The organism is Nitrincola sp. A-D6 (genome assembly GCF_000764495.1).
Taxonomy (GTDB): domain Bacteria; phylum Pseudomonadota; class Gammaproteobacteria; order Pseudomonadales; family Balneatricaceae; genus Nitrincola.
In genome coordinates this window covers 22,805-49,080 of the sequence record NZ_JRLB01000027.1, presented here as the reverse complement: position 1 = coordinate 49,080, position 26,276 = coordinate 22,805, and the positions used below count along the sequence as shown (strand labels likewise).

The 26,276-nt window shown below is 51.1% G+C and carries 22 protein-coding genes, 1 other RNA gene and 5 pseudogenes; 21 read left to right on the top strand and 7 right to left on the bottom strand.

Going from position 1 to position 26,276, the window contains the following annotated elements; genetic code table 11:
• Nucleotides 1-90 precede the first annotated feature (90 nt).
• Nucleotides 91-1,086: pseudogene (locus LH51_RS22240) on the top strand (autotransporter-associated beta strand repeat-containing protein); the annotation flags it as partial.
• Nucleotides 1,087-1,547: 461 nt separating this feature from the next.
• Nucleotides 1,548-3,683, top strand: a complete 2,136-nt coding sequence (locus LH51_RS22235; protein ID WP_235263543.1) for a beta strand repeat-containing protein — start codon at nt 1,548-1,550, stop codon at nt 3,681-3,683.
• A 257-nt stretch (nt 3,684-3,940) separates the two neighbouring features.
• Here the strand turns inward: LH51_RS22235 and ssrA are convergent.
• From ssrA to smpB, 3 genes are all read right to left on the bottom strand, one after another.
• Nucleotides 3,941-4,298, bottom strand: a transfer-messenger RNA (tmRNA) gene (ssrA, locus tag LH51_RS19880).
• A gap of 60 nt (nt 4,299-4,358) precedes the next feature.
• A complete protein-coding gene (locus LH51_RS05505; protein WP_036520561.1) occupies nt 4,359-5,984 on the bottom strand; it encodes a methyl-accepting chemotaxis protein in 1,626 nt (541 codons plus the stop codon).
• Nucleotides 5,985-6,094: 110 nt separating this feature from the next.
• Nucleotides 6,095-6,574 (bottom strand): SsrA-binding protein SmpB, encoded by a 480-nt coding sequence (gene smpB, locus LH51_RS05500; protein WP_036520560.1) that lies wholly within the window; start codon nt 6,572-6,574, stop codon nt 6,095-6,097.
• Nucleotides 6,575-6,698: 124 nt separating this feature from the next.
• Here smpB and LH51_RS05495 point away from each other — a divergent pair, with 124 nt between their 5' ends.
• Genes LH51_RS05495 through LH51_RS05485 form a run of 4 tightly spaced genes read left to right on the top strand, consistent with a single transcriptional unit; the run spans nt 6,699 to nt 8,824 of the window.
• Nucleotides 6,699-7,778 (top strand): sodium-dependent transporter, encoded by a 1,080-nt coding sequence (locus LH51_RS05495; protein WP_081960677.1) that lies wholly within the window; start codon nt 6,699-6,701, stop codon nt 7,776-7,778.
• Entirely contained in the window at nt 7,772-8,032 is a 261-nt protein-coding gene (locus LH51_RS19875; RefSeq protein WP_081960676.1) for a hypothetical protein, read from the top strand. Before LH51_RS05495 ends, LH51_RS19875 begins: the two co-directional genes overlap by 7 nt.
• A gap of 47 nt (nt 8,033-8,079) precedes the next feature.
• The gene (locus LH51_RS05490) at nt 8,080-8,511 is read left to right on the top strand and encodes a type II toxin-antitoxin system RatA family toxin (RefSeq protein WP_036520559.1); all 432 of its coding nucleotides are present in this window, start codon (nt 8,080-8,082) and stop codon (nt 8,509-8,511) included.
• On the top strand, nt 8,504-8,824 hold the full coding sequence (locus LH51_RS05485) for an RnfH family protein (protein WP_235263541.1): 321 nt from the start codon (nt 8,504-8,506) through the stop codon (nt 8,822-8,824). Before LH51_RS05490 ends, LH51_RS05485 begins: the two co-directional genes overlap by 8 nt.
• A 19-nt stretch (nt 8,825-8,843) precedes the next feature.
• On the opposite strand, the gene LH51_RS05480 is transcribed toward LH51_RS05485, so the two are convergent.
• Complete coding sequence (locus tag LH51_RS05480) at nt 8,844-9,152, bottom strand: outer membrane protein assembly factor BamE (protein ID WP_327124347.1); 309 nt, start codon at nt 9,150-9,152, stop codon at nt 8,844-8,846.
• 113 nt (nt 9,153-9,265) lie between these two features.
• On the opposite strand from LH51_RS05480, the gene fur reads away from it, so the two are divergent.
• A complete protein-coding gene (gene fur / locus LH51_RS05475) occupies nt 9,266-9,682 on the top strand; it encodes a ferric iron uptake transcriptional regulator (RefSeq protein WP_036520554.1) in 417 nt (138 codons plus the stop codon).
• 40 nt (nt 9,683-9,722) lie between these two features.
• Here the strand turns inward: fur and recN are convergent, their stop codons facing one another.
• Complete coding sequence (gene recN, locus LH51_RS05470) at nt 9,723-11,387, bottom strand: DNA repair protein RecN (RefSeq protein ID WP_036520552.1); 1,665 nt, start codon at nt 11,385-11,387, stop codon at nt 9,723-9,725.
• A 159-nt stretch (nt 11,388-11,546) separates the two neighbouring features.
• Here recN and grpE point away from each other — a divergent pair, with 159 nt between their 5' ends.
• The 13 genes and pseudogenes from grpE to LH51_RS05415 all read left to right on the top strand — a co-directional run bounded on the left by grpE (nt 11,547) and on the right by LH51_RS05415 (nt 23,742).
• Nucleotides 11,547-12,182 (top strand): nucleotide exchange factor GrpE, encoded by a 636-nt coding sequence (gene grpE, locus LH51_RS05465; protein ID WP_036520550.1) that lies wholly within the window; start codon nt 11,547-11,549, stop codon nt 12,180-12,182.
• A 94-nt stretch (nt 12,183-12,276) separates the two neighbouring features.
• Nucleotides 12,277-14,195: pseudogene (dnaK, locus tag LH51_RS05460) on the top strand (molecular chaperone DnaK).
• Between the two features lie 109 nt (nt 14,196-14,304).
• A pseudogene (gene dnaJ, locus LH51_RS05455) lies at nt 14,305-15,440 on the top strand (molecular chaperone DnaJ).
• A 32-nt stretch (nt 15,441-15,472) separates the two neighbouring features.
• A pseudogene (gene dapB / locus LH51_RS05450) lies at nt 15,473-16,281 on the top strand (4-hydroxy-tetrahydrodipicolinate reductase).
• 78 nt (nt 16,282-16,359) lie between these two features.
• Nucleotides 16,360-17,724, top strand: coding sequence for a V-type ATP synthase subunit B (locus LH51_RS05445; RefSeq protein ID WP_036520548.1), 1,365 nt, complete (start codon nt 16,360-16,362; stop codon nt 17,722-17,724).
• Nucleotides 17,725-17,727: 3 nt separating this feature from the next.
• A complete protein-coding gene (locus LH51_RS05440) occupies nt 17,728-18,330 on the top strand; it encodes a V-type ATP synthase subunit D (RefSeq protein WP_036520546.1) in 603 nt (200 codons plus the stop codon).
• Complete coding sequence (locus LH51_RS22230) at nt 18,327-18,767, top strand: hypothetical protein (RefSeq protein WP_235263540.1); 441 nt, start codon at nt 18,327-18,329, stop codon at nt 18,765-18,767. Before LH51_RS05440 ends, LH51_RS22230 begins: the two co-directional genes overlap by 4 nt.
• Nucleotides 18,768-18,811: 44 nt before the next feature.
• On the top strand, nt 18,812-19,195 hold the full coding sequence (locus tag LH51_RS22225; protein WP_235263539.1) for a hypothetical protein: 384 nt from the start codon (nt 18,812-18,814) through the stop codon (nt 19,193-19,195).
• A gap of 17 nt (nt 19,196-19,212) precedes the next feature.
• Nucleotides 19,213-20,103, top strand: a complete 891-nt coding sequence (locus tag LH51_RS22220; protein WP_235263538.1) for a hypothetical protein — start codon at nt 19,213-19,215, stop codon at nt 20,101-20,103.
• The gene (locus LH51_RS05430; RefSeq protein WP_036520543.1) at nt 20,091-20,537 is read left to right on the top strand and encodes an ATP synthase subunit C; all 447 of its coding nucleotides are present in this window, start codon (nt 20,091-20,093) and stop codon (nt 20,535-20,537) included. The genes LH51_RS22220 and LH51_RS05430 overlap by 13 nt, the downstream gene beginning before the upstream one ends.
• Before the next feature lie 9 nt (nt 20,538-20,546).
• Nucleotides 20,547-21,227, top strand: a complete 681-nt coding sequence (locus LH51_RS05425) for an ATPase (protein WP_036520540.1) — start codon at nt 20,547-20,549, stop codon at nt 21,225-21,227.
• Nucleotides 21,227-21,931: a DUF2764 family protein gene (locus LH51_RS05420; protein WP_036520537.1), complete on the top strand. Its 705-nt coding sequence runs from the start codon at nt 21,227-21,229 to the stop codon at nt 21,929-21,931. The genes LH51_RS05425 and LH51_RS05420 overlap by 1 nt, the downstream gene beginning before the upstream one ends.
• Nucleotides 21,928-23,742 (top strand): V-type ATP synthase subunit A, encoded by a 1,815-nt coding sequence (locus LH51_RS05415; RefSeq protein WP_036520535.1) that lies wholly within the window; start codon nt 21,928-21,930, stop codon nt 23,740-23,742. Before LH51_RS05420 ends, LH51_RS05415 begins: the two co-directional genes overlap by 4 nt.
• On the opposite strand, the pseudogene LH51_RS05410 reads toward LH51_RS05415, so the two are convergent.
• Nucleotides 23,736-24,307, bottom strand: a pseudogene (locus LH51_RS05410) (NUDIX hydrolase). The gene LH51_RS05415 and the pseudogene LH51_RS05410 overlap by 7 nt on opposite strands.
• A 99-nt stretch (nt 24,308-24,406) precedes the next feature.
• Here LH51_RS05410 and LH51_RS05405 point away from each other — a divergent pair.
• Nucleotides 24,407-25,000, top strand: a complete 594-nt coding sequence (locus LH51_RS05405) for a CoA pyrophosphatase (protein ID WP_036520532.1) — start codon at nt 24,407-24,409, stop codon at nt 24,998-25,000.
• On the opposite strand, the gene LH51_RS05400 is transcribed toward LH51_RS05405, so the two are convergent.
• The gene (locus LH51_RS05400; protein ID WP_036520530.1) at nt 25,001-26,272 is read right to left on the bottom strand and encodes an HlyC/CorC family transporter; all 1,272 of its coding nucleotides are present in this window, start codon (nt 26,270-26,272) and stop codon (nt 25,001-25,003) included.
• Nucleotides 26,273-26,276 lie beyond the last annotated feature (4 nt).

Below are 26,276 nucleotides of genomic sequence, written 5' to 3'. Positions count from 1 at the left end.
TCCAGTGGTTCTACTCCTGGTGCCGGCGGTGGCGGCTCGTCCTATATAGGTGGGGTCGAAAATGGTGGAACGACGGCAGGTAATGCCTCGATGCCCTCAACAGGTGGTGGCACGCAAACAGGCCAGGCTGGCCATGGTTATGCGCGCATCCTACAAAGTGAGACGACTGTATTTGATGCCGGGGACCAAACAGGCACGATAACCATTGGTGGTGGGTTGAATGTAGCTAACCTGCAGACCGCAGATACAGATTTCACATTCAAGATTGCTCAGACTGATGCTTCAAGCACATCGAATTTGGGTGCAAACACGACCCTAAGTAATACGGGTGGCTTCGTAATGGGCACGGCGGCTAATACGCATAACTTATCTGTAGCAGGTTCATTTACCACAGCCGGTCTGACCAAGCTCCATGGTAGCGTCAGCACTACGGCAAGCCAAACCTATACGGGTGCAGTAGAGCTTATCGGGGATACGACATTTACCACCACTGACGCCGATGTGACATTCAGCGATAGACTCAATGGCACCACAGCAAACACAGAATCACTCACCATATCAACAGGTACGGGCGATACCCTCTTTGATAGTGCAGTGGGTAGCACAACATCCCTTAAAAACATCAGTGTAACGACAAGCACTTTGACCGCTGATGCAGTTAAAACAGATACCCTAATCACGATAACAAACTCAGCGGTATCAACCATCTCAGGTGAAGTGTCAGGTACGGCTGGTTTGACGCAAGTCGGCGCAGGCACCTTGACCTTAGCTGGAGCAAATACCTACAGCGGTGCCACGATAATCAACGCGGGCACATTAACGGTGACGGGTAGCTTGAGTGACAGCACTGCAGTCACAGTCGCATCGGGTGCCGTTTATGAACTGGGCGCAAGCGACACCATTGCATCACTGGCTGGCGTCGGTAATGTCATCTTGGGTGCCAACACCTTAACCCTGGGCGATAGCAATGACACCACCTTCACTGGTGTTATTAGTGGTAGCGGGGGACTGACAAAACAAGGCTCTGGCAGTTTCACCCTGACTAGCAATAATACCTACATGGGTGCGACAGCCATTAATGCTGGCACGCTGGTAATATTGAATGATGCGCCCAGTCCAGCTAATAAAAGCTTCACTGGAGCTGGGCAGTTGCGCATCGAGTCTGCGGGTGACAGCTTTACGAGTGTGTTCAATACTGGCGACTGGAGTTTTGGTTCGGATTTGGGCGGTCTAACCCTTGGCAAAGCAACAAATACGGCAAACATCATTATTAATTCCCTACTCGATATCGCGGGGTCGATTTCGGTATATGGTGGTGGAATTGAAGTTAATAGCAATTTAACGTCAAGGGATAGTGATATCAGTCTTCGCGCCACTACTGGCAGTATAACCCAAAGCGTTGGTACGCTTATCAGCTCGGGCGGCGACTTGACGCTAAGCACCCCAGGAAAAATCATCTTTGGTGACGCACATGTAGGCGGTAATTTATTGAGTACTACACAGGCTGCTGGTGTGTCAGGTGGCGTTTCTCAGGTTGCTGATACAGCTTGGTTGTTACGGGAGCCTCAACCTTCACCGCCGATGCCGGTACCGACCAAATTGCGTTGCTTAATGCAGCGGATAATGATTTTGGTGGGGCTGTATCGTTTGTGGGTGCCAACTATGGTAGCTGGCAAGACATTACACTGGTGGATGGTGTTGGTGGCTTGACGCTGGGTGACATCAGTACGACGGGCTTCTTAAATGTGACCAGCACAAATGGTGCGATTGAGCAGGAAGAAGACTCCTCCATTGTGGTGACAGGTGCAACGACACTTGTGGCCAGCAATGGAGAGGAGGTTCCGGCAACTGCTTACGATATTACTTTGGATGGCGCCAATGATTTCAATGGTCTGGTCAATGCGACGGGTGCCGATATCACTTTGAATGACATTAACGTGCTTGATCTCGGCGACATTACTGCCAGCGGTAAACTGGACGCTACGGCACAAGACGACCTCACGCTGAGTGGTACGATCAATGCCGACAGTCTGGCTCTAGAGGCCAAAGAGGGATCAATCAGCCAAGGTGGCAGCAGCACTCTTACTGTCATAACCGGTCCGAGCGACTTGAACGCAGCAATTGACATCACTCTGGACGGCGCCAACGACTTTAATGGTCTGGTCAATGCTTCGGGTACTGACATTACCTTGAATGATAGTAATGATCTTGAACTCGGCAACATTAACGCCAGTGGTAAACTGGATGTCACGGCACAAAATGACCTTGCCCTGAGTGGCGAGATCAATGCCGACACTCTGGCTTTGGAAGCCGAAGACGGTTCGATCAGCCAAGGTGAAGACAGCACACTCACCGTCGTGAGCGGACCAAGCGATTTGATCGCGGCAGGTGACATTAGCCTGGATGGAAACAACGACTTCAAGGGGCTGGTCAATGCAACAGGTGCAGACATCACCTTAAATGACATCAATGCTCTTGAACTTGGTGACATTACAGCCAGTGGTAAACTGGATGCCACGGCACAAAATGATCTTGCGTTGAATAACGAGATCAATGCTGACAGTCTGGCATTGAAGGCAAAAAATGGCTCGATCAGCCAAGGCGAAAACAGCACGCTGATGGTGGTGAGCGGCCCGAGCGACTTGACCGCAAAAGGCAATATCACTCTGGATGGTGCCAACGATTTCAATGGTTTGGTCAATGCGACCGGTGCCGATATCACTTTAAATGACATTAACGATCTTGAACCCGTCAACATTAACGCCAGTGGTAACGCCAAGCTTGATGCGGGAGGTGCATTGGCAGCTGACCTGAATGTGACTGGCAACAGCACATTGACCTCAGTCGATACTATGACGGTCTCAGGCAATAGCCAGAACCTGACTACTACCACTACCGGCACCAATAGTAGCACCAGCTTTGGTGACACCACGGTGCGTGGTGATCTGAGCACGACGACCAATAACGGCAACATCACCCAAACAGAACCATTGCGTGTGGCCAGTGCAACCAGCCTAACAGCGGGCACGGGTGACATTGTACTTAATAATGCTAATAACCGTTTTTCGGGATTACTCAAGGTCAACTCGGCCAACTCTGTATTGTTAACCGGTATTGCCTCTACGGAAGATCGGTTGTCAACACTGCATGTGGAGCCCGGAGCGTTTGTTAGTGGAGCTAGTGATTCCTTTAGTCCCGCACCGATATTGGATTCTGGCATAGGTAGCAGCCCTTCACCGATGAGCCAGGATGGTAGTTCAACAACGATCTTCAATAGCGATGGCAGCACCATCACGGTATCTCTATCAGCCGATGGTATCGTAACTACTACGACAGAGACGTCGGACGGCAATAGCACTAGCCGTTCAGAGAGGCTAGATCTGGACGCTTTACCGGTAAATATACTGGAGTTGTCGCTTTCTCTGATTCAGCTTGGTGTTGGTAACTCATTGCTGCTTGATGAAGTGCGTAACGATTTTCCTGATATTGTCGCGATCTTGTCGGTATTTGGACAAGACGGATCGCCACTCTCTGCAGGTATCAGTTATGACCAGAATACAGGTGTGTTAAGTGTTAACGACTGGGCTAACTGGCATTCAGAGGAAGCGCCGGTATATGTGCTGGCGGTAGACCGTATGGGAGAACTACTGATATTTCGCTTGCGTAAAGAACCAGAAGAGTAGAGCGGTCAGTGCTTCTGTGTTGTCATTGGGTAACTAATCGCACCCACCTGGAGGTGCGGATGTTACCCTGGACCACAGTAGAGAGGGTTTTCAGAAAGCGTCAATTTCACGTGGAGGTATGTCTAACGATTCGCGAAGATCAGCGGACAGGATAACGGACAAAAAAATTGCCTGCCGAGGATCGGTATGTGTAGGGTAGGGACGAATTCATTGAGAACCCCCAGTGTCACCTGTGAGTGTCACCAATCGGGTAGGGGTGGTGGAGGTGGCGGGTTTCGAACCCGCGTCCGCCAATCCTCTGCCTTAAGATCTACATGCTTAGGCTTCTCTATTCAATTAACCCGTCACGACCCGAGAGCCAGGGTGTTTTGGGCGAGCTCTTTTAGTTTTAACCGTTCAGCTTAGAGCAAAGCATCCGGGCGATTCTGTCTCATATGACACTGCGAACCTCTGAGTTACAGACACCTTAGAGTGCAGCGCTAGCCGACTTAAGCGGCTAGAGCGTAGTTATCGTCGTTTGCAACTATAACTGTGTGATGAGGGATTTACGAGAATCATCACGTTCTCGGCATGCACCCAAGGGTTCGTAATCAGCGTCGAAGCCATGTCACCCCCAGATAACGAGTGCAGTATATAGCATGACGGTGGAAAGCTAAAGCACCACCGTCAGCTGTTTTATACTTTGAACTGCTCCACTTCGGTTTTCAGGCGCTGGGCAAGTTCGGTCAGTAGCTGGCTGGCCTCGGCGGTCTGGTCGGCGCCACTGACCACTTCGCTGACAATCTGAGCGACGTTGTGAACACTTTGATTGATTTCGTTGGCTACGGCAGTTTGTTCTTCGGTAGCTGAGGAGATCTGCACGTTCATATCCAGAATGGTACTGACAGCGGCGCTCATGGCATCGAAGGTTTCACCATTGGCGCGCGCATTATCGACACCATCCCGGGCGGCTTGAGTGGATTTTTGCATCTCTTTAACCGCTTCCTTGGCAACGCTTTGCAGATCGCTGATGCTTTGTTGAATGCGCTCAGTGGATTGCTGGGTATTTCCAGCCAGGTTGCGTACTTCATCAGCAACGACGGCAAAACCGCGGCCAGCATCGCCAGCACGTGCAGCTTCTATGGCAGCATTGAGGGCCAGTAAGTTGGTCTGCTCTGCAATGGATTCTATGACATCGAGAACTTCGGTAATTTTATCGGCCTGGGCGTCCAGATTACCAATACGTTCGGCTGAAGTTTCAATGCTGCCGGCCAGCGCTTCAATAGCTTTGCGGGTCTGGCGTGTGCGTTCCAGGCCTGCGTTAGCCTGCTCATTGGCTTGTTCAGCCGAGCTGGAGGCATTCTGTGCATTGGTGGCCACTTCAGTGATGGCGGCTGTCATTTCATTAATGGCTGTCGCAATCATGGTAGTTTGCTGTTCCTGATCACGGGCGCCACCGCTGACCTGGCTGCTGATGGCACTCATCTCTTCGGCGGCTGCGGCTAACTGGTCGGTGGCGTTGCCAAGATTGCGGATCAGTTGCTGGAAGTGATCCATCATGCCGTTGAACTGGGTACCTAATTGAGATAGCTCGTCTTTACCTTCAATCGGGGCGCGAAGAGTCAGGTTTGAATTCGTACCTATTTCACTAACAACATCAACCAGTTTCCGAATTGGCCGTTGAATCGACAACGACACGCGCCATGCCAGCAGGCTCGATATAATCACCACCAGTATTCCAACAATCACAAACATGTTGCGGTCACGGATATACTGGGCATCAGCTTGATTTCGTAGTGTAGAAGCAGCACTCAACTGGTAATCAATCAATTCGTTTAATGTGTTTGACAGGGGCTCATAAGCACTAAACAGGCGAGTGTTGAAGGTGGGTAGATCGAGTAAGCGAAGATGGCCTGAGGCCGCTTGTTCCAGAAATTCATTTTGGGTATTTAAAACGGTCTGTAGGTGCCCTTCAGCTTGTTTGATCATCGCTTTTTCAGTATCACTTATGTCGCTTTGAAGAAAGAGTGCCCAGGCTTCCTGTCCTGCACTTTCGGCCGCTTCAATCTGTGCTCGTAATTCTGGTTCAAGTAAAACTCCGGCGCGGAATTTTTGAAAGGCATCAACTCCGGCTACTGCAAAGGCATCGGAGGTTATTTTCAGCTGGCGCAGAGGGATTACGGCATCGGTGTAAAGAGACTGCGTGTTTTGGTTCAGTAATTGCATGTCTTTTACTGCGATTGAAAAGCTCGCAATGATGACTAAAACTGGGAATACGCTTAAAACAATCAGGCGGGTAACTACGTTCATCTGATTCAGCATAATGGCACCTTTTTTTGAGAGGATTCATAGTATTATGCTGATCTACGCGTTGACTACAAGCTTATACACCTTAAGTTGTGTGGTTTTTGCTATAAAAGAGAACTGTTGCTTTAATCAGGCAGCGCTGCCATGATGCGTTGTTTCTGGCGAGCCCAGTCTTTCTCTTTTTCTGCTGCACGTTTATCGTGTTGCTTTTTGCCTTTTACCAGTGCGATTTCGCACTTGACCCGTCCCTGTTTCCAGTAGAGTGCGAGTGCAACACAGGTATAGCCTTTGGCTTGTGTAGCGCCCATCAGCCGGTCGATTTCACGTCTGTGCAACAGCAGTTTGCGGTCACGACGCGGGTCGGCCAGAACATGGGTGCAGGTGGAAATAATCGGGGTGAAGTGAGCGCCAACCAGCCAGGCTTCATCATCCTTGAGGACTACATAGGAGTCAACCAACTGAGCGCGGCCAGCGCGTAGACTTTTAACTTCCCAGCCAGACAGGGCTACACCAGCTTCGAACTTCTGTTCAATGCTATATTCGTGGCGTGCCTTTTTGTTCTGGCAGATAGTTGAACTGGTAGGTTTTGCTTTCTTTTTTGACATGTGCGAATTATATAGACGAGACAGAGGCTTTGAAAGCTGTTTTACTTGGGCTTTCATATAGCTGGTACGTTCAAGGGTAGAAAGTTTTCTGCCATGGGTTGAGCGTGAGTCAGGAAGCGAATTTATGCAGACAGGTCGAAAAGCTCAGGAGCTCTGGTCTCATCGCAGTGTCTTTATTCTGGCGCTGCTGGGTTCCTCCGCAGGTTTGGGGAATATCTGGAAATTTCCTTATCTGACGGGAGAGCAGGGCGGTGGCACCTTTATACTGGTGTATCTGTTTTGTGTGTTGCTGGTGGGTGTGCCGATCATGATGGCTGAGGTCTTACTGGGGCGCAGAACCCGCAGTAACCCTGTGCAGTCAATGCAGATATTAAGTCAGGAGGCGGGTGCATCGCCTCGCTGGGTTTGGGCTGGTTGGTTGGCTGTATTGACGGGAGTGCTGATTTTTTCTTTCTATGCGGTGGTTGCTGCGTGGATTTTTCACTACATTTTCTCCCTGTCAGCTGGTCTGCTGGTTGATGTCGGTGCTGAACAGGCAAGTGATTTTTTTGCCGCTATGCTGAATGCGCCGGAATCTTTGCTGATCAGTCACAGTATTTTTATGCTGGTGGTGTTGCTGATCCTGGGGGCTGGTGTCCGCCGCGGGCTGGATCGTGCCATCCGCTACCTGATGCCCTTGCTATTGCTGCTGCTGTTTATCCTGCTGGTTTATGCTTATAACTCCGGTTATTTTGCGCAGGCTTATCATTATCTGTTTGCTTTCCATCCTGATCGGATCGATGCAGGTATGTTTATTGCTGCGCTGAGCCATGCATTTTTCACCCTGTCATTGGGGATGGGTGTGGTGATGACGTATGGTGCCTATCTGAGCCGTAAGGAATCCATAGGGCAGACGGTCGCCTGTGTTGGCGTGCTGGATACTGTGTTGGGACTGCTGGTGGGTATGGTGGTGATTACGGTAGTGTTTGCGGCCCAGATGGAGCCAGCGTCAGGACCGGGTTTGCTGTTTATTACTTTACCAGTGGCTTTTGGGCAGATGCATGCTGGTCAGGTGCTGTGTGTGATATTTTTTCTGCTGGTGGGCTTTGCGGCGGTGACTTCGGTGATCTCATTGTTAGAGCCGGCGACGGCCTTGCTCGAGCAGAGTTTTGCTCTGCCCCGACCTGTGGCGGCATGCGTGAGTGTGGGGGCTCTTGGTTGCTGAGTTTGATCGTGCTGTTTTCATTCAGTCATTTGTCTGGCATTCGGCTGTTTGGGATGGATCTGTTTGATCTATTGAACTTTGTCACCACCTACTTATTGCTACCTTTGGTTGGCTTGGCTTTTACGCTCTTTGCGGGTTGGATGTTGTGTCGTCGCATTACGCAGAGTGAACTGAGTCAGTCGCTGGTGTTGTATTATCTGTGGCGTTTCTGTCTACGTTATCTGGCCCCTTGGCAATCGGGCTCATTTTTGTGACAAATCTGTATAATATGTCCTTTTGACATTAACCGGGCAGGAGCCGCATGACCGAAATTCATAAGAGTGCTCTGGTGCTGCATACGGCCGAGCAGATGTTTGATCTGATCAATGATGTCAGTCGCTATCCCGATTTTGTACCCTGGTGTTCCAAGACCCAGGTGATTAGCGAATCTGAGGATGAAATACAGGCAACCTTGCATGTTGCCAAAGCTGGATTACACTATAGTTTTACTACGCGTAATTGCAAACGGCGGCCGGTGTTTATGGATATGTCTTTGGTTGAGGGGCCTTTTTCAACGTTTAGCGCAGTGTGGAACATTACGCCGTTAGGTGAAGATGCTTGCAAGGTAGAATTTGTAATGCGTTATGATTTTGCCGGCAAGCTTGCCAGTCTGGCGCTGAACAAGGTTTTTACATCAGTAGCAACCACTATGGTTGATGTGTTTGTGGAGCGGGCAGATAAACTCTATGGTTGAGGACAATAGTATGATTCCGGTAGAGGTGGCTTATGCCCTGCCCGATGAGCAAAAAATTATCGCGTTGAATGTACATGAAGGAACCACTGTTCACGAAGCGGTAGTGTTGTCGCGTATGAATGAGTATTTTGCTGATATAGATCCAGATAAGGATCCGGTAGGCATCTTTGGTAAAGCCGTGAAGGATCCTTTTGCAACTGTGTTGCGGGCGGGTGATCGCGTTGAAATATATCGCCCATTACTGGCAGATCCGAAAGAGATACGCGCACGTAAAGCGGCTGAGAAAGCAGCAAAGGTCAAGGCTGAAGCCTGAAGACCTTTGCTGATTTAGCTTATTCTGAGGGGGTGGCTGCCGTGGGACGGAAGTCACCACTGAAACGTGTTAGCTGGCCTTGGGTAAAATACAGGGTTATGCGTTCCTGCTCACGTTGACTGCCGCCTTTTTGAAAGCTGTACAAATAATCCCAGCGGTTATCAGAGAAGGTGTCTGTAATTAGCGGAGTTCCCATGATAAAACGGACTTGGCTGTGAGTCATACCAGGACGTAATTGGTCTATCATATCCTGAGTGACAACATTGCCCTGGGGAATGTCAATTTTATGAACACCGGGAAAACAGCCGGAGATTAAAAAACTGGCCAAGAGAACTATCAAGATCTTTCGCATCGGTAAATAACTTCCACTTTGTCGCATAAACATTGATAATGAAGTCTACCACTGCAGATCCCAAACCGCATAGTAAATAGAGATAGATTATGGCATTAGAGAATCAAGAACTCCGTAAAGCGGGGCTTAAAGTTACCTTGCCAAGGGTAAAAATATATCAGTTGCTGGAAAGAGCCGGCGAGGGAGAGCATTTTAGTGCAGAAGATATTTATAAATTGTTGATGGAAACCGGTGAAGATGTCGGTCTGGCAACCGTGTATCGGGTCCTGACTCAGTTTGAATCAGCGGGTCTGGTCTCACGCCATCATTTCGAGGGTGGTCACTCCGTGTTTGAGTTGGCACGTGAGGATGATCATGATCATATGGTTTGTGTCAAAACAGGTAGAGTCTGTGAGTTTAATGACCCACGTTTAAGCCTGTTACTGGATGAAATTGCTGAAAAAAATGGCTTTGTAATTGCTGATCGCACGCTGTATTTGTACGGGCAGTTCAAAGACAATATGTGATTGATTCATCGGGCGACCCTGTGCCCGAGTGGAGATGCTCTTATCGCTCGAGCATCTCCCTGGCATGTGTGAGTGTGGCGTCCGTTACTTGAATGCCACCGAGCATCCGGGCAATCTCCTGTAAGCGGGCCTCAGGTTCAAGTTGGTTGATACGCGTGCGTGTCTTTTGTTTCTGGTTGGCCTTGCTGACATAAAGATGCTGATGACCCTGTGACGCCACTTGTGGTTGATGCGTTACACAGAGTATTTGTGTGCGCTCACCAAGCTCACGCAGCAAGCGACCCACCACTTCGGCGATGGCACCACCGATCCCTACATCCACTTCATCGAATATCAGTGTAGGTGTGCTGGATGTTTGTGCAGTAATCACCTGAATTGCCAAACTGATACGCGACAGTTCACCACCTGAGGCAACCTTGGCCAAAGGACGCGCGGTTTGCCCTTGGTTGGCTGCAATTAGAAACTCTACATCCTCCATACCATTAGCATTCCAGCGGGTTTCCGGAAGTTCATTCAAGCTGACGCTAAAGTGTGCGGCAATCATGCCCAGATTGTGCAGTTGACCGTCCACGGCTTTACTGAGTTTGCTGGCGTGTTGCGCGCGCGCTTTGCTTAAGCGAGCGGCTAGCTCAATATAACTGTTCCTGGCAGTCTGAACCTCCTGGTGAAGCTGGTCGAGAGCCTCGTCTGAGCGGTGTAAGCTGTCCATTTCCGCTTGTAACTCAGCTTGAAAGGCGGGTAGCTGTTGCGGCTGGATGCGATGTTTGCGGGCAATGTCATAAATCGCTGTCAGGCGCTCTTCAACTGTTAGCAGGCGCTCCGGGCTGATCTCGATATGGTCAAGGTAGTGACGCAGTTCGTGACTGGCTTCTTCAATTTGAATCTGGGCATTATTGAGCATTTCACTCACTTGGGTGAGTGTTGGCGCTGTGACTGTCAGTTGCTGCAGTAAGTGCTGGCACTGGTTTAGCAGGCTGACACAGTTCTGCTCTTCATGCTCAGAGGTGATCTCAATCAACTGATGACCTGTTTGCAGCAGGTGGCCGGCATTTTCCAGGGTTTTCTGTTCGTTCTCCAGCTCGGTCAATTCGTCGGGCTGCAGGTCCAGTTGTGCCAGTTCTTCCAGTTGGTAGCTGAGTAATTGGGTGCGGGCCGTTTTTTCGGCGCTGTCGTCAGTCAGTTGTTGCAGTGATTGGCTGAGCTTCTGCCAGCGGTTGTATTGCTGACGAACCTGCTCTGCCAGAGTGGCTTGTTGAGCATAATCATCCAATAATACCCGGTGGTATTCACGGTGCAGCAGGCGCTGGTGCTCATGTTGGCCGTGGATGTTGACCAGTAGCTGGCCTAGCTCCCTCAGTTGATTTAGTGGCGCGGGCTGGCCGTTAATATAGCTGCGGCTGCGTCCTTCACGAGTAACGATGCGGCGTATCTGGCACTCCTGATCCTGTTCCAGGTCCTGTGCCTTGAGCCAGGCTTGCGCTTCAGGGATTGCCTGGAGATCGAAGCTGGCGGTAATTTCTGCACGTTCCTCGCCCTCTCTGACCGTATCGCTGTCGGCACGGTCGCCGAGAGTGAGGCCGAGTGCATCGAGCATGATCGATTTACCTGCGCCGGTTTCACCGCTGATAACGGTCATGCCGTCTTTCAGCTCCAGTTCCAGCAGGTCGACAAGGGCGAAATTTTTGATCAATAAGTGTGTGAGCATAGTCGTCATACATGGTTATTTATACAGTAGTATGTATAAGGTATTTTTGGCTGGTCTGCAAGTGCTGTTGAAAAGATAGTTGATCCTGGTTGAATCCATTTTTTTTGACCCCATTAATCTGACAGTCTCAAGATTTGGAAATATGACAGGAGAGAGTGGATGGCTAATGATCAGCAGAAACCGTCGGATGAAGCACTTGACGTCACTGAGCAGGTAAAGGCCGAAGGTGATGTGGCTCCTGACAGCACGTCTGCCGAAGTGATTGAAGGCGAAGTTGATGATGTGAGTGATGAGGGCAGTCAGGCTCAGCAGGCTAGCGATGCGCAACAGAGTGATCTGGCACTGGCGCGGGATGAAATTGAGCGGCTGAAAAAAGAGGTGCTGGATACGCAGCTGCGTGCTCAGGCCGAGATTCAGAATGTGCGTCGGCGTGCCGAGCAGGATGTAGAAAAAGCACATAAGTTTGCGCTGGATAAGTTTGCCCAGGAGTTGCTGCCGGTTCTCGACAGTCTTGAGCGCACTATAGAGGCTTGCCCTGCTGAAGATGAGGCCACTAAAGCCCTGCGAGAAGGTGCAGCAATGACGTTGGATCTGTTTGTCAGCAGTGTGGCCAAGTTCAATCTGGTATCTGTTGATCCGACCGGCGAAGTCTTTGATCCGGAATTGCATCAGGCCATGTCCATGGTGGATGCGCCAGACGCTGAACCCAATACCGTAGTAGCCGTCATGCAGAAGGGCTACACCCTGAATGGTCGTTTGGTACGTCCAGCGATGGTTATGGTAGCGAAAGCGTAATATTACTTGAAATACATTTAGACAACCCCATATAGGTTGCATCGATACATTACAGAATTCATGTCGCCGAGCGGCAAAGATTACGGAGATTAAAATGGGAAGAATTATTGGTATTGACCTGGGTACAACCAACTCTTGTGTAGCCATCCTGGATGGTGACAAGACCCGTGTCATTGAAAACGCAGAAGGTGATCGTACTACCCCATCCATCATTGCATTTACCAATGATGGTGAGATCCTGGTAGGGCAGTCTGCCAAGCGTCAGGCTGTGACTAACCCGGATAACACCCTGTTTGCTATCAAACGTCTGATCGGTCGTCGTTTTGAAGACGATGTAGTTCAGAAAGATATCAAAATGGTACCTTACAAAATTGTCAAAGCTGACAATGGTGATGCCTGGGTTCAGGTGCGTGACAATAAAATGGCGCCACCGCAGGTTTCTGCTGAAGTGCTGAAGAAAATGAAGAAAACCGCTGAAGATTACCTGGGTGAACCAGTCACTGCAGCTGTTATTACCGTACCGGCTTACTTCAATGACTCACAGCGTCAGGCGACTAAAGACGCCGGTAAGATTGCTGGTCTGGAAGTTAAACGTATTATCAATGAGCCAACAGCGGCTGCACTGGCTTACGGCATGGATCAGTCCAAGGGTGATAAAACCATCGCGGTTTATGACCTGGGTGGTGGTACCTTCGACGTCTCCATCATCGAAATTGCCGATGTAGATGGCGAGCACCAGTTTGAAGTGCTGGCGACCAATGGTGATACCTTCCTGGGTGGTGAAGATTTCGACTTGTCGATCATCAACTACCTGGCTGATCAGTTCAAGAAAGACTCAGGTATCGATCTGCATAATGATCCCCTGGCACTGCAGCGTTTGAAAGAAGCGGCTGAGAAAGCAAGGTTGAACTGTCTTCTTCACAGCAGACCGATGTTAACCTGCCGTACATCACCGCTGATGCATCAGGTCCTAAGCACCTGAACGTCAAGCTGACTCGCGCCAAGCTGGAGTCACTGGTTGAAGAGCTGGTCGAGCGTTCACTGGAGCCTTGCAAGATCGCATTGAAAGATGCCGGTCTGTCCACCTCTGAAGTGGATGAAGTGATTCTGGTCGGTGGTCAGACACGCATGCCACTGGTACAGAAGCGCGTAACTGAATTCTTCGGCAAAGAGCCACGTAAAGATGTAAACCCGGATGAAGCGGTAGCGATTGGTGCGGCGATTCAGGGTGCGGTACTGTCGGGTGATGTCAAAGACGTGCTGCTGCTGGATGTTACCCCGCTGACGTTGGGTATTGAAACCATGGGTGGTGTGGCTACGCCGCTGATTGATAAGAACACTACGATTCCTACCAAGAAATCTCAGGTGTTCTCAACCGCTGATGACAACCAGACTGCTGTAACCATTCACGTGGTACAGGGTGAGCGTAAGCAGGCGAATCAGAACAAGTCACTGGGTCGTTTTGATCTGGCAGATATTCCACCAGCGCCACGCGGTGTGCCACAGGTTGAAGTTACCTTTGACATCGATGCCAACGGTATTCTGAACGTGTCAGCCAAAGACAAGGCGACTGGCAAGCAGCAGTCTATCGTGATTAAAGCCTCTTCCGGTTTGAGTGATGAAGAGGTCGATCAGATGGTACGTGATGCGGAAGCCCACGCGGATGAAGATCGCAAGTTTGAAGAGCTGTCACAGGCACGTAACCAGGGCGATGCCATGGTGCACACCGCGAAGAAGACGCTGAAAGATGCGGCTGACAAGGTGACTGAAGACGAAAAAACCAAGATCGAAGCGGCTATCACTGAGCTTGAAGAAGCGCTCAAAGGTGATGACAAAGCAGCGATCGAAAGCAAAACAGAAGCGCTGACCGAAGCTGTGTCTGGTGTGGCGCAGAAGATGTATGCTGACGCCGCTGCCGCTGAACAGGGTGGTGATGCTGCTCAGAGCGAAGAAAAGCCCGCAGAAGACGTAGTGGATGCAGAGTTTGAAGAAGTGAAGGATGACAAAAAATAATCCTTCATACCCTGCATAAACTATTGAAATGAAGGCAACGCGGGCACCAGCCCGCGTTGTCGTGTCCGGCTCCCGCAGGAGTCATCGTTAACCGGATCAGATTCGGACTATGTCAAAAAAAGACTATTACGAACTACTGGGTGTCCCGCGCGATGCCTCAGACCGCGATATTAAAAAAGCCTATCGTCGCCTGGCGATGAAGTATCATCCGGACCGTAATCCGGATGACAAGGACGCGGAAGATAAATTTAAAGAGTTCAGCGAAGCCTACGAAGTGCTCTCGGACGCCCAGAAGAAAGCCGCTTATGACCAGTTTGGTCATGCCGGTGTTGATGGGCAGAGTGGCGGCGGTGGTTTCCATGGCGGCTTTGAGGGTAATTTCTCCGATATATTTGGTGATGTCTTCGGGGATATCTTCGGTGGCGGCGGTGGTGGTCAGCGACGCAGCAGTGTGCAGCGCGGCGCCGATCTGCGCTATAACCTGGACTTAACCCTGGAAGAAGCGGTACGTGGCTGCGAAAAAAGCCTGCGTGTGCCTACGCTGGTAAGCTGTGAGACCTGCCATGGTAGCGGTGCGAAACCAGGCACCAGTGCGAAAACCTGTGGTACCTGTGGTGGTATAGGTCAGGTAAGAATGCAGCAGGGCTTTTTCTCGGTGCAGCAGACCTGTCCGTCCTGTCACGGCAGCGGTAAGGTCATTGCTGATCCTTGTGGTAGTTGCCATGGGCAGGGGCGTGTCGAGAAGATAAAACTCTGCAGGTTAAGATTCCGGCAGGCGTGGATACCGGTGACCGTATCCGCTTGTCTGGTGAGGGTGAAGCGGGCGCCAATGGTGGTCCGGCGGGTGATCTGTATGTGCAGGTCAGTGTGCGTGAGCATCCGATCTTTCAGCGCGATGGTAAGCACCTGTATTGCGAAGTGCCTATCAGCTTCGTCGATGCGGCGCTTGGTGGTGAGCTGGATGTGCCAACACTGGAAGGCCGTGTGAAGCTCAAGGTGCCAGCTGAAACCCAGACAGGCAAGCTGTTCCGTCTGCGTGGTAAGGGTATCACCCCGGTTCGCGGCGGTGGTGTCGGTGATCTGATGGTCAAAGTGATCGTGGAAACACCGATAAGCCTGAATGCTCGCCAGAAAGAGTTGTTGCGCGAGTTTCAGGATGCCACTGAAGAGGGTAAGCATAAACACAGTCCCAAACGCCATGGTTTCTTCGATTCCGTGAAGAAATTTTTTGAAGATATGACCTGATTCAGGGTCGGCTGGTTTTGGCAGGTAAGGTGATGATCAGAATAGCAGTGACAGGTGCGGCTGGCCGTATGGGTAAAACCCTGATAGACGCCGTGCAGCAGGCTGAGGGTGCGCAGCTTACAGCCGCTATCGTTGAGCCAGGTAGTTCGCTGGTGGGTGCAGATGCAGGTGAGTTGGCTGGTCTGGGCAAACTGGGTGTCAAGCTCAGTGGTTCGCTGGCTGAGGTTAAGGATGATTTTGATCTGTTGATCGATTTTACCTCGCCTGAGGTGACCCTGCAGAATCTGGCGTTTTGCGAGGCGCATGGCAAGCAACTGGTGGTTGGTACGACCGGACTGGATGAGGAGCAGAAGGCACGCTTACAACAGGCGTCTGAACAGATTGCCCTGGTGTTTGCTCCCAATATGAGCATCGGTGTTAACCTGTGCTTTAAGTTGCTGGAAGTAGCCGCTAAAGCCTTAGGTGATGATGGCGGTTATGATATCGAAGTGATTGAAGCCCATCATCGTCACAAGGTCGATGCACCTCGGGTACGGCTTTGCGCATGGGTGAAGTGCTGGCTAATACGCTGGGGCGTGATCTTAAAACCTGCGCTGTGTATGGTCGTGAAGGTCAGACCGGCCCGCGTACGGCCAAAGAGATCGGCTTTGAAACCATTCGTGCTGGCGATGTGGTGGGTGATCATACCGTGCTGTTTGCCACTGAAGGTGAGCGCATTGAGATCACTCACAAGGCGTCCAGTCGTATGACTTTTGCCAAAGGCGCGGTTCGTGCGGCTGTCTGGCTGGCAGAGAAGCCCAGTGGGCTCTACGATATGCAGGATGTACTCAATCTTAAGTAATTGAGGCAGCCTGTTGTATTGTAAATGTAACTTAAGCATGGCTTAATCTTCCTGTGGGTTTTATACAGGAAGTGCGCCGTGTCCCAATTGCTTTTGTGTTATTCAAGAATTCTGGAAATTGTGGGTGATCTGGTCAAAGTCTATGTACCAGAGCCTGAGCGTGACAAAACCGGCACTGTCGGCTTTGGTGATCTGGCGCTGATTGAAAATCCACTGGATCCCTCACAGCTGCCTTGCCTTGCTCAGGTCATTGAACTGGGTAGTGATACCGTATCGCTGCAGGTATTTTCCGGTACCAAAGGCCTTTCAACCAAAGCCACCATTCGTTTTCTGGGTCATTCCATGCAGGTGGCCTTTTCCACCAATATTCTTGGACGTATATTTTCCGGTGCGGGTGTGCCCATCGATGCAGGCCCTGATCTGACCGAAGAGCCGCATATCGAAATTGATGGTCCAACCGTTAATCCGGCACGTCGGGTGTTAGCATCGCGAATGATCCGTACCGACGTACCGATGATCGATGTGTTTAATTCGTTGGTTGAAAGTCAGAAAATCCCCATTTTTTCCGTTGCCGGAGAGCCCTACAACCAGCTGTTGGCACAGATTGGCGCGAACGCTGATGCCGATGTTGTAGTGTTCGGTGGAATCGGATTGATCTTCGATGATTACCATTTCTTCCGCTCGGCTTTTGAAAAGGCGGGGGTGCTGGCCAAAACCGTCATGTATGTCCACTTGGGTTCTGACCCGACCGTCGAGGCGCTGCTGGTGCCGGATATGGCCTTGGCCGTGGCTGAACGCTTTGCGGTTGAAGAAGGTAAGCGGGTGCTGGTGTTGCTGACCGACATGACGGCCTATGCCGATGCACTCAAAGAGGTGGGTGTGGCGATGGAGCACGTGCCGTCGAACCGCGGTTATATTGGTGACCTCTATTCGCAACTGGCACGACGTTATGAAAAGGCCTGCGACTATAAAGGTGCCGGTTCAGTGACCATTCTGTCGGTAACGACCATGCCGGGTGATGATGTTACCCATCCGGTACCGGACAATACCGGCTACATCACCGAAGGACAGTTCTACCTGCATGATGGTGTGTTGGACCCGTTCGGTTCTTTGTCACGTCTGAAGCAGCATGTGATAGGTAAAGTAACTCGTGAAGACCATGGCCAAATCATGAACACCATGGTGCGCTTTTATGCCTCGGCACAGGATGCGCAGCAGAAGCAAGCCATGTCATTTGAGTTAACCGAATACGACCAGCGCCTATTGCGCTTCGGTGATCTGTTCCAGCGGCGTTTTATGGATATCAAGGTGTCACTGCCGTTGGAAAAAGCGCTGGACCTTTGCTGGAAGACTCTGGCGGAATGCTTTGAAGCAGAAGAATTGCTGATGAAGCAGGATCTGATAGACAAGTATTTCCCGCATACTGCGACTGTACAGGGCTAACGTATGGGGCGCCTGGCACTGAACAAAAGCACCCTGAACAAGGAAGGGCGCAAGGTAAAAGCTTATCAGAAATTTGTTCCAGCTCTGGATTTAAAGCGCAAACAACTGCTCGCGGCACGGGTAATGACGCAACAGCAGTTGCGGGAACACGATCAGACGCTGATCGAGGTTGAAACCCGTGTTAAGGGGCAGTTGAGTATGCTCAGCAACTATCAGGGGCGTGCCGATGAGCTGGTCCGAGTGAAGCATATTGAGCTGGTAGAGGTGAACCTGGTTGGCATCCGCTTGCCAGAGCTAGGCTCACTGGAGCTAGTGATCAATCCCTATTCCTGTCTGGGGACCGAGCACTGGCTGGATAAACTCGCAGCGCAGTTGCAGCAGGTGGTGGAGATCAAAACCCGCCGCCAGATATTGAATAAGCGACTGGAATTGCTTAATCAGGGCTTGCAGAAAACCACACAGCGCTTAAATCTTTTCGATAAAGTATTGATTCCCAAAGCTCAGACTAATATCCGTAAAATCCGTATTGCGCTGGCAGACGCTGAGCGTGCTGGTGTGGTACGCGCAAAAATAGCCAAGAGCAAACGTCAGGCGCTTACCTCATGAGTATTCTGCAACTTAAAAAAGCCGCATTGATCGGTCTGGCTGAAGAAAAACTGCAGATGCTGGATGCTTTGCAGGCGCTGGGTCTGATGCACATCATCCCATTGCAGGACCCGCAGCAACATGTGCAGACAGATGACAGTGTCAATCCTGAGCGACTGAAACGGGCATTACAGTATTTACTCAGTTGTCGCGAAAAACGCCGTCAGGTGGTGCGCACACGCCAGTTCAGTCTGGTTGAGATGCTCGACCGTATCGATCATAGCCGTACCCGGCGTCTGGAGTTAATGTCGCGACGGGATTTTCTGGAAAAGCGCATTGCTGATCTGACTCCCTGGGGCGATTTCAGCTTTCCGGAGCCTGATGCCCTGGCGCAGCAGAAACTCTGGTTTTATCTGGTACCAAATTTCCAGATGCCTGTGGTGGAGCGTTCCGGCTGATCTGGCACTGTGTTCACCGGGATAACCGGCATGCCTATATTGTCGTGCTGTCCGAGCATGAACCGGATGCCAATCGTATGCCGGTGGCACGGACTTTGACTGGCAATATCCCCTTGAGCCAGTTAGAGCAGGATCTGGAAGATATTGAGATAGAGTTAGAGTCGGCTGAGGCTGAGCGTGAAGCACTGACCCGCTGGATTTATCAGTTGCAACGCTGTGTTGCCGCTACGCAGGACAGCGCGTTTCTATCTGAAGTGGCCGATCAGACCCTTGATTGTGGCGAGATTTTTGCGCTGCAAGGCTGGGTCGCCGAGACGCAATTGCAAGAACTGCAAGCCTTTGCCGAGAGTCAGGGACTGGTGCTGTTGATCGAAGACGCTGATCCGAATGAAATCCCCCCACACTGCTGGAAAATTCCGAGCAGTTAGGCGGTGGTCAAGAAGTGGTGAGCTTTTTTCAGACGCCGGGCTACCGTAGCTGGGATCCATCACGTGTGGTGTTTTTTTCCTTCACCGGCTTCTTTGCCATTATTATGTCGGATGCGGGTTATGCGCTGCTGCTGGGAGCGATTCTGGCCTATTACTGGAAATCGATGCAGGCCACCCGAACGCAGCGTCGGCTACGTTCGCTCGGGTTAACACTGAGTCTTGCCAGTTTTGTCTGGGGAGTGGCTGTTGGCAGTTACTTTGGTGCTGCTGCCCCGTTTGACTGGTTGCAGCAGCTAAAATTCATTGATATTAATAACTTTGACAACATGATGCGTCTGTCAATTAGCATAGGTGCATTGCACTTGATCCTGGGAAACCTGATGATGGCCTGGGTCCGGCGTCAGTCATTGCAGGCCTGGGCATCGGTCGGCTGGGCGCTGGCAGTACTGTCAGCCTTACTGGGTTGGCTGCAAGGCTTTCATCTGCTGCACTGGGTGGTATTTGCCCTTGGTCTGATGATGGTACTGGGAATGAGTGGTCAGGAGGAGCGCTGGCAGTTACGTGGCTTGCTGCAGGGTGGACTGGCGTTAACCAATGTTACCAAAATGTTCGGTGATGTGCTGAGCTACTTGCGTCTGTTTGCACTGGGGCTGGCGAGTGCGTCTTTGGCTATTACCTTCAACCAGCTGTCGACCGATGTGGCTACGGCATTGCCGGGCATTGGTATGTTTCTTAAAGTATTGATTTTATTGGCAGGTCATATGCTGAACTTTATACTGACTGTGGTCAGTGGGGTGATTCACGGGCTGCGTCTGAACCTTATTGAATTTTATAACTGGAGTCTGGCAGATGAAGGCTATGCCTTCCGGCCTTTCTCGAAACAGGAGGTTACACCTTGGACAACCTGATTATGGCCCTGGGCTGGGCTGGGCTTTACGGCCCGATGGCATTGGGAGCGATAGGCAGTATGATCGGCTGTTCACTGGCGGGTCAGGCGGCTGTGGGTGCTTTACTGGAAACTGAAACCGGACATGGGCGCTATATCGGCATTTCGGCCATGCCATCATCTCAATCGATTTATGGCATCGTGGTGATGTTTGCGTTGAATCGTGATGTAACCCCTGAGAATGCCGCAGGTTTGGCCGGTATCGGTTTGCTCTGTGGGCTGGCGCTGATGTTTAGTGCCATTTATCAGGGTCGCAGCTGTGCATCGGCAATCAATGTATCCAAAATTCGTCCGGAAATATTCGGCATGTCGCTGGCTCCGGCGGCGATTGTCGAAGGCTTTGCGGTATTTGCCTTTATCTTTGCCTTGGTTATCAGTGCAGGTGTTCCTGCTTAGGAGTGGCATATGAATCAGCAGGAAAAACACCACCCCTCATCCGGCGTTGAAGCACTCATAGAGCAACTGCGGGATCAGGGCGTACAGAAAGGGCGTACAGAAGCTGATAAGCTGCTGCAGGACGCGCGTCTGAAAGCGGCTCAACTGCTTGACGAAGCGCGCCATGATGCCGAAACCATTCGTCAGACAGCTCGGCGCGATGCTGAACAGACACGCAAGGCCGGTGAAGATGCATTAAAAATGGCCGCACGTGATCTGTTGCTGGAACTGAAAGAGAGCATGGCGCTGAGCTTCGCTGATCAGGTCGAGCGCCTGGTTGAGCAGCAGATGGATAACGCCGAATTTATGCGTCGTCTGATACTGGAGCTGGTTGGCAAGGTGCGGGATCAGTCGCATTTGGACGGACATACAGTCGAGGTGATGCTGCCGGATGAGTTTATTGGTCTGGATGAGTTGCGCCGCAACTCTCATGAATATCGTCAGGGGCGTTTAAGCCAGTTTGTGCAATCGCTATCGGCTGAATTACTGCGTGAGGGAATTAGTTTTGATGCTCATGCGGGCCGGGGACTACGCATCCGCTTGAGTGGTAAGGAAGTTGAGATTGACCTGACTGAAGTAGCCATAGCCCAGGTGCTATTGAAACACCTGCAGCCGCGTTTTCGTGCCTTGCTGGAAGGGGTGATCCGCTAGTGGCGGACTATTATACTCTGGTAGTTGCTCTGCCCTGGTTGCAGGAGCAGATGGAGAAGTGTACCCAGTTACCCCTGTCGCGTATTGCGCTGGAAAAGCGTCTGACTTTGCTCAGTGATGCAGATCGGCAATTATTGAATCTGGCTGAACAGCTTTATCATCTGCCATCTAAAGGTGATAGTACCTTACCGGATCGTGATCGGGTGATGCAGTGGCAGCGACAGTTGGACAGTTTTCCTTCAGAAGCTCTGCGGGCCAGCATCGGTTTACGTCTGGAAATGCAGACATTGTTGGCCGCTTTTCGCTACCGCCGCCGTCCAGAGACATCCGTAGAGCACTTTCAGGGCTTTGGGCGCTGGACACCCTGGATTCGACGCCACTGGCAAGAGCCTTTTTTTGGCCTGGAAACGCAAGTTGATTATCTGGAAGAGCTGGGACTGTTATTTGAGCAAGGCCGCACAGGGGATCTGCAAACCAGGATGGATGACTATCTGTGGCAGAATTTGCTGGCTACGGAACGCAGCCATCATTTTACCCTGGAAACCGTAATCTGTTTTGTCTTGCGTTGGGGGTTGGCCGAAAAGCGTCTGAGTGGTGATGCCGATGCGGCCCTGACAGCCTTCGAAGGCCTGAGTGATGAGCTAATGCACAGCAGTGGTATTCAACAGCAGCTAGCGAATATGTTTGAGGAATTTAACGCATGAATGCAACACCAGTAACCGCGCGCGTCGCGGGTGTGCGCGATGATATTGTCACCATACGTCTGATGAAAGATGGTGAAGGCGAGTTTTTTGCGTTGGTCAAAAACGAGGTGGTGTATATCTGTCCCGCACGCTTGCCAGCCGATGGGCGTCAGGAACGCTTACAGGCTGAGGTGCTGCGTGTTCGCCATGGTGAAGCCGATGTGCAGGTGTTTGAGAACACCCGCGGTGTCTCAATCGGTGATGTGGTGGTGCAGAGCAGCCGGCTACTCTCGGTGGCGCTGGGTCCAGGACTTCTCGGACAAATTTATGATGGTTTGCAAAATCCGCTGGAATTGATTGCCGGGCAGCATGGCTTCTTTCTGCCGCGGGGGCTGGATGTTGATGGTATCGATCAGCAGCAGCACTGGGCCTTTCAGCCACTAGTTAAAATAGGCTCACGGGTTAAAGCCGGTGATGTGCTCGGCAAGGTTCAGGAACGGCGCTTTAATCATAAAATCATGGTGCCGTTTAATTTACGCGGTGAAGCTGAAGTGACCTGGGTTCAGGAGGGTAGCTTTACCGTCACCACACCGGTGGTGCGCTTGCGTGATCAGCGCGGGCAGGAACATGAAGTGTGTATGCAACAGTTCTGGCCTGTGCGTATTCCGGTGAACCGCGATCTGTTACGTGCCGGTTACAGTGAGCGTATGTACCCGCATGAGCCGATGCTGACCACTATCCGCTTGATTGACACTTTTTTTCCGGTAGCAAAAGGCGGCACAGCCTGTATACCTGGACCTTTCGGTGCAGGTAAAACCGTGTTGCAAAGCTTGATATCCCGCTATTCGGATGTCGATATCGTGGTTATAGTGGCTTGTGGCGAGCGTGCGGGTGAAGTGGTGGAGACCATCACTGAATTCCCGAAAACGCCTGATCCCAAAGGTGGCACACTGATGGATCGTACGGTGATCATCTGTAACACCTCTTCCATGCCGGTTGCTGCGCGCGAAGCTTCCATCTACACCGGTATCACCATCAGCGAATATTATCGTCAGATGGGCTATAACGTGTTGTTGATAGCTGATTCTACCTCGCGCTGGGCGCAGGCGATGCGTGAAACCTCCGGACGTCTGGAAGAGATTCCTGGTGAAGAGGCTTTCCCTGCTTATCTGGATTCAGCGGTGCGAGCATTGTATGAGCGGGCTGGTCTGGTGCGCACCAATGACGGTTCCATGGGCAGTCTGACACTGATCGGTACGGTATCGCCTGCGGGTGGTAACTTTGAAGAGCCGGTAACCCAGTCAACGCTGCGCACGGTGAAAACCTTCCTGGGTTTGAGTGCTGAGCGTGCTTATAAACGTGCTTATCCATCCGTGGACCCGTTAATCTCCTGGTCACGCTATCTGGAGCAACTGGAAGACTGGTTTGCCGAGCATATGGATAAGGATTGGGTACCGCAGGTACGTGAAATGCTGCTATTGCTGAGAAAGGGCGAAGAAGTACAGCAGATGATGCAGGTGACCGGTGAAGAAGGTGTAACGCTGGAGGATTATATTCTCTGGCAGAAGTCACAATGTCTGGATCAGGTGTATCTGCAGCAGGATGCGTTCGATCCGGTGGATATTTCCGTACCGATTGCCCGGCAGCGAGACCTGTTTCGTTTACTGACCCGGAGTCTGGAAAACTTGCCAGCCTTGACCACCAAAGAGTTGGTGCGTAAGCATTTCGTGCATTTGACCAGCTTGTTTCGTAACCTCAACTTTACCCGTCAGGACAGTCCCGAGTACCAGCGTTACTGGCAGGAAATTGAGGCACTGGGCGTGCCTCATTGATGGGTGCCCAGCTCGCAGCTTAGCTCCCCTGCCGGGCTGCGGTTCATGGCCAGGTGGCGCAGAGGGAAGTGGCCGGTTTTACGGTCACTGAAATAAAACTTCAGCGCGTTGGTAATGGTTGGGAAAGCCAGGGCGTCCCAAGGTATCTGGTCTTCACGGAACAACTCCACCTCAAGGGATTCATCGCTGATACTGAACTTTGGCTCCGGCATATCGGCCAGATAGATCATCTGCACCTGATCGACATGTAAAATGGATGTCATGGTGTAGAGGCTGCGAATGATCACCTGGCATTGGCTTCTTCCAGCGTTTCGCGCAGTGCGGCCTGTTCGGTAGATTCGCCATTCTCCATAAATCCGGCAGGTAGCGTCCATAGGCCATAGCGTGGCTCTATGGCACGCTTGCATAACAACACCTGATCCTTATAGACCGGCAGACAGCCTGCAATAATACAGGGGTTTTCGTAGTGGATAGTATGGCAGCTGTTACACACATAACGGTGACGGTTATCACCCGTGGGTATTTTCTGTTCAACCACCGCACCGCAATTTGAGCAGTATTTCATTAGGCTGGTTCCTTTTGACTTCTCCATCATTGTAGTCAGTTGCTGCCGGGCTAGTCGACCCGTTTTTTTAACGTTATGATCAACGGGTAAGGAGGCATTATGCTCAATCAGGCCATTCAGCGTATCAGTAACCACCAACCCTGGCGATTACGCCAAAAAGGGCGGGAGGCGGCTGTGCTGATTCCTATCACCCGATCTGAAAGTCATCCCGAACTGATTCTGACAGTGCGGGCCTCACATCTCAATACACACAAGGGTGAAGTCTGTTTTCCGGGTGGAAAGCGTGATGAGTCCGATGCTTCTCTGTCACACACCGCCTTGCGTGAAGCTGATGAGGAGATAGGATTAAGCCCAACCGATGTGGAGTTGTACGGGCCCTTGGGACAGGTGGTTTCCAAACACCATTTGCAAGTGACTCCCTGGGTTGGGTTGATTCCTGAACAGTTGCCCTTGTGCGCAAATCCAGCCGAAATTGCGCGTATTTTTAAAGTACCCGTGCGCTTTTTTATTGACCATGGGCCACCGCATCTGGATCAGATTGCCGTAGATGGGCAAATATGGGATGTACCTTCCTGGCAATATGAGGGTGAGGTTATCTGGGGTCTGACCGCCTATATTATCTGTGAGTTGCTGACGGTCGGATTTGGCATGAAGATAAGCATGCCAACCCGGCCTGAGCGTGGCTTCTGCTGACTAGAGCAGCTTATCCTTGCGTGCTGAGATCATCCGTACTGTCTGGATAAACTTATCCTGAATCTGCAGTGTTTCTACGCGGTATTCACCGATAATCAAACAGATATTGGCGTCTGGTAGTGACTCCAGGGTTTCGGTAATCAGTCCGTTCAGTGTTTTCGGACCATCGGTGGGTAACTGCCAGTGCAGGGCACGATTGATGTCACGCACATAAGCGCCACCATCAATAAAATAACTGCCATCATCCTGTGGATGGATATCTTCGACCAGATCGTTGTTCTCTTCAGACAGTTCGCCGACGATCTCTTCAAGGATATCTTCCAGGGTGACTATGCCTTCAACATCACCATACTCATCCACAACGATACCGATGCGACGGCTCTGTTTTTGAAAGTTCAATAGCTGGGTCTGCAGCGGTGTGCTTTCCGGTACAAAGTAGGGATCACGTGAGACTTCTAAAATCGCTTCTTTGGTAACTTCGCCGCGTTGGATTAATTGTGCCAGGTTGCGCATATGCAATAGCCCGACAACTTTGTTGATATCACCATGGTAAATCGGCAAGCGGGTATGTAGCGTATTGGAGAGCTGCTCCAGAATCTGATCAAGCGACTGATCCATATCGATGCCTTCCACTTCGTTGCGTGGAATCATGATGTCGTTAACTGTTACTTCATCCAGTTCGAGTACGCCAAGCAACATTGATTGATTGCGCTTGGGAAGCAGGGCACCGGCTTCATGTACCAGTGTGCGCAGCTCCTCGGTGCTCAAATGATCATTGCCATGCAAGCCGGGCTTGACGCCAAAGGCACGCAACAGATTATTGGTGATGATGCCCACCAGCCAGACCAGCGGATAGAATATTTTTAATAGCGGATGAAGTATGAAACTGGCTGGAAAAGCTATGCGTTCAGGGTGCAGAGCGGCCAGAGTTTTTGGTGTTACCTCGGCAAAAATCAGAATCACCAGTGTTAACACACCGGTAGCGATAGCAATGCCGGCATCTCCCCAGAGCTTGACCGCAATAATCGTAGCAATCGCTGAAGCGAGGATGTTAACAAAATTATTACCGATCAGGATCAGGCCTATGAGGCGATCAGGTCGTTCCAGCAATTGGCTGGCTCTGATTGCCCCACGGTGGTGCTTTTTAACCAGATGCCGCAATCGGTAGCGGTTTAACGACATCATTGAGGTTTCTGAACTGGAAAAGAAAGCTGACAAAACAATCAGAAAGCCAAGCAGAATCAGCAGAGAGCTTATCGACGCGTCTTCCAAAATA